The following is a 16,155-nucleotide window of genomic DNA, read 5'->3' as shown; positions in this document are numbered from 1 at the left end:
TTAGATCATTGGAAAAAATATCTTTACAACAGTCAAAAACAAACTTAACCGATACAAAATGTGTTAAGCTACAATGATGAAATTATATCATTATTAATTAAAGAAAGTGTACGTAATAAAACTAATTACCAAACAACATGAGCAATAAAATTTTAGTCCCGATTGATTTTTCAGAGAACGCCAACACGGCTGTTCAATTTGCAATTGATTTGGCAAAAAAGAGAGGGTTTGATATTCATTTATATCATAACTATACCGTTTCGTCCAGTACTTTTGATGATGTAAACAGTGATAGTTCTGATGATAATTTCAAAGCAGATGTGTTAATGGCTGATTTAATCGAGAAACTAAAGGCCAATAATCCTACTATCGTTTTCACGTCAAAATGTGAGCGCGGCATTATTACGGAGTCCCTGTTGAAAGAAACGAAAAATACTACTTATTCGGCTATTATCATGGGTACTAAGGGTAAAACAGATGATACCAGTGTGATAGTGGGCAGTACAACATATGCTGTTAGTCAGAAAAGTAATATTCCCGTTATTGCGATCCCCTTTAATTACCAAACAAAAGATATTAAGAAAATAGGTTTATTGTCCAATTTTAAATATGCTGAATTGGATACGTTAAATGAATACATCAAAATATTCGGATCTGATGTCAAAGTACAGATCATTCACGTACACTACCATTCGGAGTCTGAATCTGACATTGAGGATAAACTAGAAATTTGGAAATATCAAATCAAAAAGCACACTGAAATAACCGATGTGGATATAGAAGTAGATTCTATACAAACTGATGTAGAAGAATTGGACACTATTCCTGAGGTAATCAATGATATCATCAAAGATGAAGAAATCGATGTTGTATTGATCACGAAAACACGTAAGTCATTTTTTGAAAGATTGTTCAAAAAATCTGTCGCCAAACAAATCATTCATCATCCTATTATTCCAACATTTTTTTCTAAAGCTTAATTATTATGGGCAAAATATTAGTTCCGATCGACTTTTCTGAAAACTCGATTATTGCTGCACGATACGCAAGAGAAATTGCTCTTGAAAATCAAGATGAACTTGTTTTCTTACATGTTTACACCCGACATGTAAACAAATACGCCAATTTTATGGTCCATGGGGAACACATTGTTGATCCAACTATAAAGGAATCTGAGGAACAACTCAATCAACTTGTCGGCGTAGTAAAAGAAAAATGGCCTACTTTGGTCATAAGCCAACTTTTCGATGAAGGGATTCTTGCTGAAGTTATTAGTAAAGAAACGGCAAGAAATCAGTATAAAGTTGTTATTATGGGTACAAAGGGTGCCTCTGGATTAGAGTCTGTATTAATAGGGAGTAATACTTATGATGTAATCCGTGATTCACAAACTCCAATTTTAGCGATACCTGCTAATGCAACCGCATATAAAAAGGATACGATTGCTTTGTTAACGAATTTTAAACCAGGTGAATTAGAGGTGTTAAAACAGGCGATTCCTGTCTTTGGTAGTAAATTTCATCTATTATTGATTCATATTAATAAACAAGAGGTTGATATTAAAATACTGGATAAAAAACTTACGGAATGGATAGACAATATCATTACAGAAACGGGTATTGACGACGTTTCATATACCGTAAAAAACAGAAGTCATTTTGCAAATTCTGCTGAGAAAATTGCTAATGGAATACAAACGATGATTCGTGATGAAAATATTGATATTATTTTAATAACAAAGAGCCGTAAAACATTTTTTCAGAACTTGTTTAATGAAAATATAATCAAAGAAATGGCTATGGGGATTGTTATTCCTAACTTTTTTGGCAAAACGAATCCGAATAGCAATATTCCTAAATAAAGTACAATCCAACGCTGTAATGTTAATTATAGTATACATTATGGCATTTTTTTTAAAAAATTAATAAAATGGCAAAGTAGAGAATTGTCTACAAGAAGGGATAAATGTAACTCAGATTCTAACAGACGTCCAATATTTGGCAACATTATTGTCTAGAGCACTATGAAGAAATTTAAAATCAAATTTAAATAATATGAAGATTAACCTTAAGAAAAGTGGATTATTAGTAGCAGCTGGATTATTGGCATCTGCTTCATTTGCACAAAATGCAAAAGTTGGTTCTATAGAGGGCACTACACCGCTAGGACCATCTACCCAATACAGAACTTGGTCTATCGGTATTGGTGCTGGGGTTTTAAATCAAACTAATATTTTTGGTTTCAACCGTAAGGATTACAATGATTTAGATCACAATGTTGGTTATTCGGCATACATTAAGAAACAAATATCTCCTTCTTTTGGATTTAAAGCTTCTTATTTAGGCGGTAAAGTTGGTGGAGCATATGATGATGGTTCACAATCTTTCGAAACTAAAACACCTTGGTCGGCAGCTTTATCTGGAGAGTGGACAATGGCTAATACCAACTGGAGATTTTTCAACAGTTTTATCAAACCTTATGTATCATTAGGTATTGGGGTATTAAATTCTGAGGCTACAGTAACGATGGGGTCAACAAGCACTACATATGATTCTCAATCGAAGTTATTTGTTCCTGCTGATTTCGGATTGAAATTCGCCATTGCAAAAGGTATTAATTTAGATTTAGGGTACCAGTTAAACTGGGCGAATCAGAAGTTTGACGGATCTAATCCTGCTGCAGCTCCTGCTCCTACCTTCAAAAATGATTTATTCTCGTATGCACATGCTGGTTTAGAGATTGCTTTAGGAGATGGTTCGAAACCTACTTTGAATAATTCAAACCCTGTTGCAACGTTAGTAAATGATTACTCTGCAAAATATGATGAGTTAAAAGCACAACGTGATGCACTAGATGCGGCTAATAAAGCATTACAATCTAAAGTTGAGTCATTGAACGCTGACTTACAAGATGATGATGGCGATGGTGTTGCTAACAAATTTGACAAATGTCCAGGTACGCCTTCAGGTGTTCAAGTAGATGGAGCTGGTTGTCCAATTCTTGTTAAAAATGAAACTAAAATTGTAGAGAAAGTTATCACGGAGACGGATAGAAGAACTGTTGATGAAGCAATTAAAAACTTAGAATTCGAAACTGGTAAATCAGTTATCCGTTCTACTTCATACAATTCTTTAGATCGAGTTGCTGCTTTATTAATTGAAAAAGATTTCAGTTTAAAATTAGCTGGTCACACGGATAATACAGGTTCATTACAATTGAACTTAAGATTATCTAAAGAGCGTGCTGAGTCAGTAAAAGCTTATTTAGTATCTAAAGGCGCTAACCCTTCTCGTATTGAAGCTACTGGTTACGGTCCAAACCAACCTATTGCATCTAACAAAACTGCAGAAGGTCGCCAACAAAACCGTCGTGTTGAGTTTACAATATATTAGTAGATTTTAACATCAGGCATATAAAGGCTACTCTATATAGAGTAGCCTTTTTTTATGAAATAAAAACATCGCAATATGAATGCTTTGATAAGTTGTTTAAACCAAATAAACATTTGAACAACATAAAGATAACGCCCATATCATTTCCATAATACGTATTTTTATGTCGTTAAGATTTTAAAAAATGTGGAAATCAAATCGTATTGTTTTAACCCTTTTTTCAGTGATTCTTTTCTCCTGTGAAAAAGAAGACTCGTTGAAAGAGCCCGGCTCAAATGAGGCCATCAATCACTGGACTCTGGATCAAATGCGGCAGTATTATTACTGGAATACTAAAATCAGAACAACAAACGATTATCAGCAACGTCCGGATCTATTCTTCAAAAGTATCTTGTTTCAAGATGACCATTATTCCATGATTATGCAAACCCTGAACAGCGACACCTACGGTAATACCTTGACAAATACTTTTGGCTTTGACATGGTGCAGCTACAGGTTGCAACAGGTACTATCCAAATCGTAACTCAGGTGGTTCCATTTAGTGAAGCAGATTTACTGGGTCTAAAACGTGGTGATAGTTTATCCTATATGAACAACGAGCTTTTGGATAAGAGTAATATGAAAGCTCTGATAAATAAATCCTTTCATTTGCCTGCAATCAATCTGAAGCGGATAGATGGAAAAATATTTATTCTACCCTCCTCCTATATTTCACAACCTGTTGTTTATAGATCTAAGATTATCTCGTCGTCTTCCACAGTAGGTTACATTTTTTTAAGTCAATTTGACTTCAGCGGTGCTTATTCATTATTGGAAGCTGTACAAAATTTTAAATCCAAACAGGTAAAGGATCTTATTGTTGATTTACGCTATAACCCTGGCGGACAAGTTGCTTTTGCTTCATTTTGTGCGCTATTGTTCGCTAATATTAAGGAAAATGACATCTTTGCGAAATATCAGGGAAACAAAAACATCAAAAAGCTGGAGGACTCTTTTTCAGCTGCGCTACAAAGACAGCCAGACGGTTATTCTTTTATTGCCAAAGAAGTTTTAAAAGAGGGTCTGGGACTAAATAGAATATATATCCTAACGGGTCCAAACACAGCTTCCGCCTCCGAAATGCTCATTAATGGATTGCACCCTTACGTACAGGTTATTCAGGTTGGCGATAAAACCTATGGAAAAGACATGGCTTCTACCACCATATCTACACCAGAAGAAATACATGGCGTAGAGCGCAGCTGGCATTTAATCCCAATGGTTTATAAAATTTATAACAAATTGGACCAAGGGAACTACAATGCGGGAATTCTACCACAAAAGCCTATAAATGAATTTGATTTTTTACCACTGGTGCCTATAGGCAATATACAAGATCCACTTATTGAGGAAGTGTTGAATACGATCAATGCACATAAACCTCAAGCTAAAATCGCGCTGGATAAAAACAACAAAGCCAATTCAAATGCTCATCAATACCTGGGTAGCAGTTATGAAACGATTCCTGTAGAAATAAATCCCCATTAGAAAAACTGGAATAAATACCTATTCGTCCATCAGCGTGCGCAGGAATTGAAAGAATTGATCACGGTACGGAGATCAACTCCGGTTTGTCCTTCTCTAACAAGCTTACGAAGGGAACGCGATAATATGCCAGAACGAATATTGCGCTCTTTTACTTCATATTCCCTGACCAATATTTCCAACTGTTGTAATACTTCTTGATATTGACTATAAAGTTGATTCAGGTCGTTAAGCTCTTTACCCAAGGCAAAAAGCACAGTTGCATCGATATCATGCTTAATTTCTCCCTGAAAATTCAGGGAGAGCGCCAGTAGTTTTCGATGTTTTAAATCATTGATTCCTTTCATAATGATTCTTTTATGGTAATATAGATTGAGATTTTTGTATTATATGGGTTTTTTTTTTAAAAAAACTACCATTTATTTTTTAAGCCAGATATTATCCAGACTATAACCTATTCCGCCAATTTCTGAAACTCCATCAACATCTAAAGGAGTGTCAGATTCTTTTTGAGGAAGATATACAATACCTATGTCTACCGTAAAATAAAAGAACAAATAGACTTTTTGTCCATCTACAAATATTGGCTTTGAATCCTTATCCAATACCTGCGCCTTTGCTGGAAAAATGGGGTCCGCTGCTAATTTGAGAAATTTTTCAGGGATTTTATCCGATATTAAGTCAGTAATAAGGATCGGAGTTTCGTCGTATTTGACCAAGTCCATTCCCCAACTTTCATCAAAAACAGGCTTACCTTGATAAACCGCCAATCGAATTGGCTCCCCTTTTGGTGAAATCGTTTTGTTATAATTTAATATTTTCACCTGCATTACACCTGGAATCGACGGCACATCATCACCTAAAGGATTTTCCCCTACAACTAGTGAAGGATCAATGGGACTTTTACTATGTACACCAAAGGTATTTAACCCGGGTTTGATAGGTAGGCGTTGTTCTAGAACTACATGATCTTTCCCATCATAGGCTACAATCAATGAAGAATCGGCATCTTTATTTCTCATAAATATGAAGTTGCTCTTATCACTGTTCGCAATTTTCCCGTCAACCATTACTTTTTTTACATCTGCTGATACAGCAGTATATGTTTTAAAAGCAATCCTAGCTAATTCTTCCGATTCCAGAACAAGCTCACCTTTCTGACATGAGCATAGCATACATCCTGTCCAAAAGACAGCAAAATATGTTAATAGATTTTTTATCATTTGAGAATAATTAAAGAAGTGAGCCATAAAAATGGCTCACTAAGAGATATTATGTTAATAAGTTTTTGGCGCAAATTGTGTCCAAGTTGCAGTCCATGGAGCAGTTGTTGGATGGAAAGCACCACTGTAAGTTGTAGTTCCATTACCATATGCCGGTGAAGTGGATAGTGGTCTTAATACAACAGGATTAAAAGTAGCTGTTGTTGGGTAAAAAATATTAGCTCCACCTGCCAATTTCAAATAAGTTGCTGCATCGGTTGATACATTTGTTTGGTTTCCTGTCGGAGTAGCACCACTGAAGGCTGCCGTATATGCATGTACGACATTTGCACTAAAAGTACCTGTTGCACCGTCTTGGAATGCGGCACCTGTTGCATAACCTGCGATAATCGAGTTTTGAATATCATACTCAGAAGCTCTTCTCCAACGGTTACCAAATTTTAGTTTAGTACCGGCTACAGTAACATCTTTAATACCCAAGAATGTGAAATTTTTCAAAACTGGACGTGTTTTTGGTGTTTGTGCATATGGAGCTGTACCTTCATTATCAGACTCCAAACCATTCGAATCAGAGTTACCGCCTGATAGACTGTTTGTCGAATTAGGATCTTTCAATGATAAGGCATATTGAATTGTTCCGGTGTATCCATGATCGAAATCAAAGTCATCATCGTCATTCGATAATGCAACTAAGTATTTTGCATTGACAGTACCACCGAAGAACTCAAATCCATCATCTTTACCCCAAGATACTTGGATATTTTCTAGCGTTGTACCCGTACCAACACCACCTAAAGTCAATCCATTGATTTCATTGTCGGCAGTTAAATTGTAACCTGCAAACTCAATACGCACATATTTTAATGAGCCTGAATTATCAGCCGCATTTGTACCACCATAAGTCACATCTACGCCCACAGGTTGAGGAATTCCTTCGATTCTTTTTGTTGCAGCTTGATTTGTCGTCGCGTTACCCAATAATACAACACCACCAAAATCACCAGGATTACGTAGGCCTGAAGCATTCGGAGAAGTAAATACAATAGGTGCGGCGGCAGTACCATTGGCAATCAATTTGGCCGTTTTAGGAACAACCAAAACTCCTTTGATATTTTGTGTCAATCCGGTAATCTGATCATTATATGCTTTAGTTACACCAGAAGTAATGTACGTACCTGGTTGAATAGTTAATGTTGCCCCTGGTTTTACAAAAGCTACACCATCAATTTTCCATACGGTATCCGCAGAAAGAGTTGTCTTGGTAATAATACCTGAGGCATCTGTTGGAATAGTTGCTTGAGGTTTGTTTGGCAAACCAGCATTCAAATCTGAATTAGGTCCTACGTTGTCTTTGTTACAAGAAGCCAATGCGATTGCGCATACACTTGCTACTGTTAAGATTTTTTTCATTTTATGTTAAATAATTACTAGTTTTGCCATCACAAGATCATTTTTTAGACTATGCATCCCTATGGGATAGCATTTCATAAGTTTGCATAGTTGTTTTCATTCCCCCCTACTTTGCTTCTATTTTATTTTCCTGTTGTGCTATATGGACAAACTCGGAACTCATGTGCAATTTTTTTAGGGAGGAATGAAGCTGCCTCGCGCAGTTATTTTTTATAATTTTAAAAATTATAGGTCACTGAAAGACTAAATCTTCGACCATCTTTTCTTCTGTAAGTAATGATATCATCGTCCGCCCTATTGTACTTATTATCTCCTTTAACAAGCTCATAAACTATTTCTCCTTTTTCTCCTTGAGAATTACTATACGCCGATTGATTTTGATAATACCTTGTCCATTCATCCAAAAGATTGGCAGCATTAAATTTCACTTCCAATTTCTGTTTCAAAAAACGTTTATACACCTGAAAATCAACCTGCTTTGGCGCAAGTTCATACTCTACCCTATTTGGATTGAAAGAGGCCGTATTTGTACGATAGCCTCTATGGTTATAGCTTGCTGTTATACCAAAACTATCACCCCAATAACCTACACCAAGATTTAACAACCAAGGTGATTGTCCCATTAGTGGACGGTCTTGACTGGGCGCTCTTTCTTTTTCGCGTTCTGCAATTGTACGATCATCTACCAACTTATGTCTCCACTGACTTAATACATTAACTTCAGATTTCAACAATGTTCCATTGGCATTTAGAAAAGCTTTAGATAGCCAATCGGCCTCACCAATAAAATTCAAATTTTTACGAATTTCAAATTCCAATCCCATGTTTTTTGCGGACTCCATATTATTGAAAACATATGCAGTTCCGGGACTTACATCTTCATTTTCAATCAGTTCTATTGGCTTATCTAAATATTTATAAAATCCGGTTAAAGATATAATTTCACCAGGACTTGGATACCATTCCAATCGCAGATCAACATTATCGATAAAAGTTGATTCGACATTATCCCCTGAAACAATAGCATCCAATTCAAAGTCATAAAATCCAAAAAAACCTGATTCCCTAAAGTCTGGACGAATGGCTGTCTTTGAATAACTTCCTCTCACATTAAAGGTGTTGGTCACACTATAGGTTGCATTTATGGATGGTAAAAATTTCCAATTATTTTCACGGATCATCAGTTTATAAAGCAATAATTTATTGTTATCTGCTTCTGGATCGCCATTCTGTTTTCTAAACATTTCATCCTGACGATTTAACAAGTTGTAATATTCAGCACGGAATCCGTAGACTAATCTCAGCTTATTCCAAAATTTCTGATCCAACATCAAATATCCTGCATGCGAACTCATATCACCATCATAAACATTGCCTCCAATAGGCTCAGGATAATAATAAGCTTGACCAACTCCGTTTCCAATATTTTCTGGAGAGAACAATATATCATATGATTTTTCAATAGCAGGCGCCTGTTTAGAAGGATCATCGGGCATGTAAGAGCGTGTAAATGGCAACAAACGAAAAACCGAAAGATTACGATTCTTTTTCCAACCTTGATATCCAGCCTTAACCAAAGTGCTAACGGATTTACTTTCCCCAAAGACTCGAGAAAATGCCATTGCCCAATTAAAATCATTTTCATTGATCTCAGTCCACATCCGGGAATCAAAACCCGTTTCGGAATGGTTAGACCAGTTAGAAAGACTTAATAAATTAGGACTTTGAAACATATAATTCCCGTCTAATATTGTCGTTAATCCATATCGCAATTTACGTTCATCCAATATCTGCTGCTCGATTCTATTATAGGCAAACATACCCTCAGCCTTGATTTTCCACGGCAGCTGATATTCACCACTTAACTGATGCTGCTGCAAAGACATTGTTTCAGGTAATTGATATTGATTTTTGGTCGGGGGGGTATTTAAATTAGTAAAGGTTGACCGGATATTTTCACTATAATTATTGTTAAAAGTACGGGCGTACATATTTTTAAATGCGAGCTTAAAATCCTGTCCTTTTAGTCCAAAATTTGCCACCAAGCCGCTACTACTATTAAAGCGATAAGATGTCCCTGCACCATTCTGACCGATCGTGTCACTTTCTATCATATGTTGCTTCTCTCCATACCCATTAATGATACTAGATCCTCGCACATTATTGAAGGCGACAATATTTTGCTCATTTCGAATATTAGCAGAAGCAGAGAAACCGAACAATAATCCATTTGAAAAATTAAACCGCCTTCCCAATGCAAACCTTAAATTTTGATTAGGATTGGCCTTGTAACGATATAATTTCATCGCATCGGCGTTAACCTGTTTGGACTGGGCTATTGCATCAATATCATTATATTTGAGATTTGAGCCTGGCATTAAAAATTCTTCATTCAACCTTGGGTCGTTCAATATATATCCTGGAGGAGCATCTAGACGTCTTGCTTCACCATTCCAAAACCAAGGCTGTATGCCTTCGGGCTGCTTCGAGGAAGTGTGATTAAAACCAAAAAACTCTGATGTTCTCCGTTCCCCCAGACGATAGAAGTCTTTACCTGTTGTGCGGGAATTTCCTCCAACACCATATTGTATTGTGGTAAAATCTTTATCTGGGATATCTAACGTATTGATCGAGACCTGTCCGCCCGAAAATTCAGCCGATACATCCGGTGTTGCTGTTTTATTGACCACCACCGAGCTCACCATTTCTGTTGGAATAATATCAAAAGAAAAATCGCGTCTATTCTGTGAAGTACTTGGAATAACGACTCCATCCAGCATGGCCTGATTATAGCGATCCGACATACCCCGCACAATCACATTTCTATTATTGACGGTGGTCACTCCAGTTACGCGCTTTAAGACCTGCCCCATATCATTGTCCGGTGTGCGGGCGATCTGTTCAGCCGAAATACCATCGGTTACCGTAGCCGCATTTTTTTGTGCAGCATAAAGTCCTGCTACTGATTCTTTTTTAAATGACACACTAACGACTGCCGTTTCCAACTTATTGGTCTGCGTTTTCATAGCAATATTGAGTGCTGTACGTTGTCCGCCCTCTATTTTCACGCCTTCAATGCGTTGTGTCTGATAAGATAGATAACTGACCTCCAAGACATAGGTGCCCGACGCACCGGTTAATATATAACTACCATCAATACTGCTCTGTGTCGATTTATTGGCTCCAATTAATTTAATACTTGCGTTGGCCAAAAACTGACCGCGATCATCAATTACTTTACCGGAAATGCTTCCTACCTGCTGTATTGGTTTTTTGACCAATGTAATATAGACCCCGTTGTCTTGAGGTATCAGATCTGTGCCCTTAAGCAGGTAGTTGACTACTTCTCCTATACTGCTATTGTTAAAAATTTTGGCATTCACTTTTTCTTTTGACAGATTATATTTATTGGCGTCAAAGGCAATATGTATATTTTGCGATTCCAAATGCTCGAAAGCTGCTGGAATATTAGATTCATTAAAAGAAACTGAAATCTTTCTATTGAGCAACTGGCCGTATGCACCTGATGCTAAAAGCATTTCTGCCGATACGATTAAAAGAAGTAGTCCCACCAATGATGACTTGATCATAAACTTAATATTGTTTTTCGTAACGTATTTCATAAATTTGTATGCGTATATAATAGCTCTGTAAGTTTTTGTATATGTTATTTATAGCACCTTATGGATGCTATAGGGTCCAGAGTTGACGATGGCAGTCGTCAACTCTTTTTTTATGCCTGAATTAATAGATATGCACCGTACTCCCCTCCTTCCTAGACTTGTTGTGGTGGACAGCTTTTATACTTTCCAAGGTTGCTGACCAAGAGAGCTGTTTCGATATCGGCATGCTGTAGCGCTGTCGGGCAATCTGATCATCGCCAGCTTTAAGATCTACATTGTACATATTTTTAACCGCTAGCGCCAATTCTGCAAAACTGCTTTGCTTTAGGTAAATCTTTCCTTCAATCCAACTATTACGAATAGTGAGGTCAAAAGTCTCTTGCTTAATGCTGTGGTTGTTTTTAGTATAACGAATCTGTCCGCCGCGCCCCAATGTGCCTAATGACTTGTTGTCGGCCGCTACTTGTACTTTACCTGTAAATACAGATACAGATATTTCATCCGATTCGCGGTAGTTTTTTACCGTAAATGATGTACCCAATACCTTTGTCTGTAATTGTTGGGTATTAACAATAAAAGCTTTTGTGGAATCTTTTTTAACCTCAAAAAATGCCTCGCCGGCAAGAAGCTCTACTACACGGTCCTTTCTGTCGTATGAAACGGTATCCAATTTAATTTTGGAACGTGCATTTAAAATGATCGTTGATCCGTCTGCCAATAATACCTTCTTCCGTTGTGCAACTCCTGTTTCAAAAATCCGGTACCCTGGTTTTACATTCACTTCCTGTTTTACGGTATCCAGAGCGGTTTGATTCTCCCAAAACAATATGCCAAGGCAAAACAAAAGTGTAGCCGCCACAGCTCCACTCCAATAGACCATTTTCCGAATTGATGATTTTTGAGGAGTTGTGATTTCAATCTGCTGTTGTATCTTAGTCCATAATTGGACCTCATCAATTACACGTTCAGGAATCTCTTCCCGATCTAGTGTTTCATACCAGCGATCGACCAGCATACGCTCTGCTTTCGTAGCTTTGTTCTGCTGATATCTGTAGATCAGGGATTCAAATATTCTTCTTTTCACTTTTTTGCCTGCTGTTTATATATAAGTCCGCAAAAAAGCTATAAAGTACTTCAAGAAATAGTTAATGTTTTATAAAAGAATTGTTAAGTATATTTTTGATGGCAGAGATTGTCTGAAGTATATAATATTTACTTAGATAGTTGCTCCAGAGCGAGAACAAGAAATACGCTAAGCGTACTATTTTGCACATTTTGTCTTGCACTTATTGCTTTCCTCATTCTTTTGGAAGCCTCTGTCAGGTTATTTTTCACGGTCTGCTCGGAAAGCCCCATACGCCGGGCGATCTCTCGAATTGGCAGATGCTCCCATTTAAGTAAGAGTGCCTGACGCATATTATGCGGCATAATTTCCAATTCCTCTTCGAGTAATTTTTCTAATGCAAGGTAAGTTTCCAATTCTTCAGGATGCTGGTGTACATAGTCAAAAATATGGTTGCTCCAATGATCCAAGAGACTATTTTTAACTTTATTGGCATTAAAAAAATCTATAATTTTATATTTGAGCATTCCTTTGAGGTAGGCTGGAAGATTCATTTGGATGTCGATAGCATGTCGTTTTTCCCAAAACTGCACAAATAATTCTTGAAGAATATCTTCTACATCCTGAGCGTCCAAAATCCGCCGGGCAGCATGCTGATAAAGATCTTTCCAACAATAGCGATAAATCTCTCCAAAAGCGTTCGTATCATTCCGCTCTTTAATAGCTTGAAGCCAATGCTGATATATAATTGGTATTTGATCCATACTACTATCAAAAGTAAGGTTGAAATATTAAGTCTACATTAACAAATGATCAAAAAAGCAGAATAGTTATAAAATAGTTTCACAATCCAAATAATTCTTTTCAATGTGGTTTATTTATGTTTAACACGTATAAAAATATTTATTTGTCATTCAAAAAACACATTATATCAAATACTTAGGTTATAAATTAGTTTTGTAAATATTATTTTCTTATCTTTGCATCGCCTTAGGCAATAGAGCCTATTGTATAAATTAATTCATGAACCCATTTTTAGAACTGGGAATCCGTGAGGAAATTGTTAATGCCATCTCAGAATTAGGTTTTGAAAAACCTTCTGAAATTCAGGAAAAAGCCATTCCTGTTTTATTGACTGGTAACGACGATTTTGTCGGATTAGCCCAAACCGGCACAGGTAAGACAGCAGCATTTGGTCTTCCATTATTACAGCAATTAGACTTTTCTCAGAAACATCCTCAAGCGTTGGTATTGTGTCCAACACGTGAGCTTTGTTTGCAAATCTCGAAAGATATAGAAAGATATGCTAAAAACCTCGACAACGTACATGTTGTTGCTGTTTATGGAGGTGCAAATATTAGTGACCAACTGCGTCAAATCAGACGTGGAGTGCAAATTGTAGTAGCGACCCCAGGTCGTATGTTAGATATCATTGGCCGTAATGCTATTGATTTCTCTCAAGTGAAATATGTTGTGTTAGATGAAGCAGATGAAATGCTTAACATGGGCTTCAAAGAAGACATCAACAACATCCTGTCAGAAACTCCTGACACTAAAAAAACATGGTTATTCTCTGCAACAATGCCATCTGAGGTACGCCGTATAGCTAAAAACTATATGACTGATCCAGTTGAAATGACTGTAGGTACGAAAAACACTGGTAATGCTAATATTGAGCATCAATATTATTTAATTAGAGCTAAAGACAAATACGCTGCTTTCAAACGTATTGTAGATTCAAATCCTGATATTTTCGGTATCGTATTTTGTCGTACAAAAATTGAAACGCAAGAAATTGCTGAATCTTTAATTAAAGATGGTTACAACGCTGATTCATTGCACGGAGATTTATCTCAACAACAACGTGATAAAGTGATGAAACGTTACCGTGACCGTAGTTTACAATTATTAATTGCTACAGACGTTGCAGCCCGTGGTATTGATGTAAACGACGTAACTCACGTGATTAACTTCTCTTTACCTGATGAAATTGAAAACTATACTCACCGTTCTGGCCGTACAGCTCGTGCAGGTAAAACTGGTATTTCAATCTCATTGATCAACATTAAAGAGCAAAGCAAAATCCGTCAACTTGAAAAAGTTATCGGAAAACAATTTGAGCGTAAACAAGTTCCTCAAGGAGCTGATGTTGTTGAAAAACAATTATTAACGATCATCAATAAAGTTCAGAATGTTGAAGTTAATGAGGATCAAATCAATCAATTCTTACCAGCTATTATGGAAGGTTTTGAATCGTTATCGAAAGAAGATATCGTAAAAAGATTTGCTTCATTAGAATTCAATAGATTCTTAGATTATTACAAAGGTGCTCATGATTTAAATATCGAAGCACGTGATATCAGCAGCAATGGCCGCGAACGTGGCGAAAGAGGCGAGCGTGGTGAAAGAGGAGAACGTGGTAGCTCTAAAGGATTTACTCGTTTATTCATGAACCTTGGTTCTGTAGATGAATTCAGCCGTGGAGACATGTTAGGATTTATCTGTAACAACGCTAAAATTTCTGGAAAATCAATTGGTAAAATTGATTTAAAAGGAGTATTCACTTTCTTTGAAGTTGAAGATGCTGAGGTAACAAAAGTATTCGAAGGATTTAAAGACGTTGATTTCAACGGTCGTAACGTACGTATCGAAGTTTCTGGAGACGGAAAAACTGAAAACCGTGGTGGTGGAAACAGAAGCCGTGGTGGAAGTGGCGAACGTAGAAGCTTTGGCGGTGGTGAAAGACGTGAAGGTGGAGGTGGTTACCGCGGTGGTGGTGATCGCAGAAACGGTGGCGGTGAAAGACGTGAAGGTGGATACCGTGGTGGAGATCGTAGAGAAGGAAATGGTGGTGGTTTTAGAGACTTTTCTGGAAAAAGAAAAGAATCTAGTAACAAATACTAATCGATTCATCTTATAAAATAAGAGCGGCTATCCCAAAAGATAGCCGCTCTTATTATTTATACAGCAGTTATGCGATTTCCTATAATGTGATTACCATATAAAAACAAGAGTGGCTACCCTGAAGATAGCCACTCTTGTTTTTATATGGTATTTATACAAATATTATTTCACGCGTTGACGAATAGCCTCGTACAATACAACCCCAGCTGAAACAGATACGTTTAATGATCCTATTTCTCCGAACATAGGTATTTTAGCAAGGTGATCTGCGATACGAATTAAGTCGTCTGATACACCTGTATCTTCAGCTCCCATGATGATACAGGTTGGCACAGTATAATCTACATCATAGATGCTATCTTTTGTCTTTTCAGTACTTACAACTAACTGTATGCCGGACTCAATAAGAAATTTACCCACTTTAGCCAAACCTTCATGACGACATACCGGTATTTTATATAATGCACCTGCAGATGTTTTGATTGCATCAGGATTCACCTCTGCAGATCCTTTTTTTGGTACAATGATCGCATGTACACCTGAACATTCTGCTGTACGTGCAATAGCACCAAAGTTGCGCACATCTGTAACACCATCTAGCATTAAAAATAAAGGTACTTCACCTTTTTCATAAATTGCAGGAACGATGTCTTCAACTTTTTGATAGATAATCGGGGAAATAACGGCTATAACACCTTGATGGTTTTTGCGTGTGATACGATTTAGTTTTTCAATTGGAACTTGTTGAAACCCTAAGTCGTGCTCTTTCAAAAGAGCTTTCAATTCTAAAACTAAACTTCCGGCTAAACCTCTTTGTATAAATAATGATTCGATTTCTTTACCACTATCTATCGCTTCTATAACGGCACGAATACCGAAAACCATCTGATTGGCTTCACGATCTGATGATCTATCGTGTCTTTGAAAATTTTGCATGCTTAATATTCTAAATAAGAATTGGTTTCTAGCAATTAGCTAACCAATTTGAAAGGCAAAGATACAAAAAGAAATATGG

12 protein-coding genes are annotated in these 16,155 nt (G+C 36.8%); 5 read left to right on the top strand and 7 right to left on the bottom strand.

Annotated features, from left to right (window positions below; all coding sequences use genetic code 11):
- Positions 1-137 precede the first annotated feature (137 nt).
- From JAZ75_RS14690 to JAZ75_RS14675, 4 genes are all read left to right on the top strand, one after another.
- Positions 138-980 (top strand): universal stress protein, encoded by an 843-nt coding sequence (locus tag JAZ75_RS14690; protein ID WP_021191118.1) that lies wholly within the window; start codon positions 138-140, stop codon positions 978-980.
- A 5-nt stretch (positions 981-985) separates the two neighbouring features.
- Positions 986-1,861, top strand: coding sequence for a universal stress protein (locus JAZ75_RS14685; RefSeq protein WP_208696319.1), 876 nt, complete (start codon positions 986-988; stop codon positions 1,859-1,861).
- A 193-nt stretch (positions 1,862-2,054) separates the two neighbouring features.
- Entirely contained in the window at positions 2,055-3,392 is a 1,338-nt protein-coding gene (locus tag JAZ75_RS14680) for an OmpA family protein (protein WP_183915693.1), read from the top strand.
- A gap of 184 nt (positions 3,393-3,576) precedes the next feature.
- Entirely contained in the window at positions 3,577-4,920 is a 1,344-nt protein-coding gene (locus tag JAZ75_RS14675; protein WP_208696317.1) for a S41 family peptidase, read from the top strand.
- Positions 4,921-4,949: 29 nt separating this feature from the next.
- Here JAZ75_RS14675 and JAZ75_RS14670 read toward each other — a convergent pair whose 3' ends face one another.
- From JAZ75_RS14670 to JAZ75_RS14645, 6 genes are all read right to left on the bottom strand, one after another.
- A complete protein-coding gene (locus tag JAZ75_RS14670) occupies positions 4,950-5,264 on the bottom strand; it encodes a hypothetical protein (protein ID WP_132844456.1) in 315 nt (104 codons plus the stop codon).
- A gap of 72 nt (positions 5,265-5,336) precedes the next feature.
- Complete coding sequence (locus JAZ75_RS14665; RefSeq protein ID WP_208696315.1) at positions 5,337-6,140, bottom strand: hypothetical protein; 804 nt, start codon at positions 6,138-6,140, stop codon at positions 5,337-5,339.
- A gap of 54 nt (positions 6,141-6,194) precedes the next feature.
- Positions 6,195-7,550, bottom strand: a complete 1,356-nt coding sequence (locus JAZ75_RS14660) for a hypothetical protein (protein ID WP_208696313.1) — start codon at positions 7,548-7,550, stop codon at positions 6,195-6,197.
- 218 nt (positions 7,551-7,768) lie between these two features.
- Positions 7,769-11,173, bottom strand: coding sequence for a TonB-dependent receptor (locus tag JAZ75_RS14655; protein ID WP_208696311.1), 3,405 nt, complete (start codon positions 11,171-11,173; stop codon positions 7,769-7,771).
- Between the two features lie 121 nt (positions 11,174-11,294).
- Complete coding sequence (locus JAZ75_RS14650) at positions 11,295-12,257, bottom strand: FecR family protein (RefSeq protein WP_208696309.1); 963 nt, start codon at positions 12,255-12,257, stop codon at positions 11,295-11,297.
- Positions 12,258-12,385: 128 nt separating this feature from the next.
- On the bottom strand, positions 12,386-13,000 hold the full coding sequence (locus tag JAZ75_RS14645; protein WP_208696307.1) for an RNA polymerase sigma factor: 615 nt from the start codon (positions 12,998-13,000) through the stop codon (positions 12,386-12,388).
- Between the two features lie 259 nt (positions 13,001-13,259).
- Between JAZ75_RS14645 and JAZ75_RS14640 the strand changes: the two genes are divergently transcribed.
- Positions 13,260-15,140 (top strand): DEAD/DEAH box helicase, encoded by a 1,881-nt coding sequence (locus tag JAZ75_RS14640; protein WP_132844466.1) that lies wholly within the window; start codon positions 13,260-13,262, stop codon positions 15,138-15,140.
- Positions 15,141-15,302: 162 nt separating this feature from the next.
- Here JAZ75_RS14640 and rlmB read toward each other — a convergent pair whose 3' ends face one another.
- Positions 15,303-16,076 (bottom strand): 23S rRNA (guanosine(2251)-2'-O)-methyltransferase RlmB, encoded by a 774-nt coding sequence (gene rlmB, locus JAZ75_RS14635; RefSeq protein ID WP_132844467.1) that lies wholly within the window; start codon positions 16,074-16,076, stop codon positions 15,303-15,305.
- Positions 16,077-16,155 lie beyond the last annotated feature (79 nt).

The organism is Sphingobacterium sp. UDSM-2020 (genome assembly GCF_016132525.1).
Taxonomy (GTDB): Bacteria; Bacteroidota; Bacteroidia; order Sphingobacteriales; family Sphingobacteriaceae; genus Sphingobacterium; species Sphingobacterium anhuiense.
The sequence above is the reverse complement of the archived record's forward strand: the minus strand, read 5'-3'. Positions and strand labels throughout refer to the sequence as shown.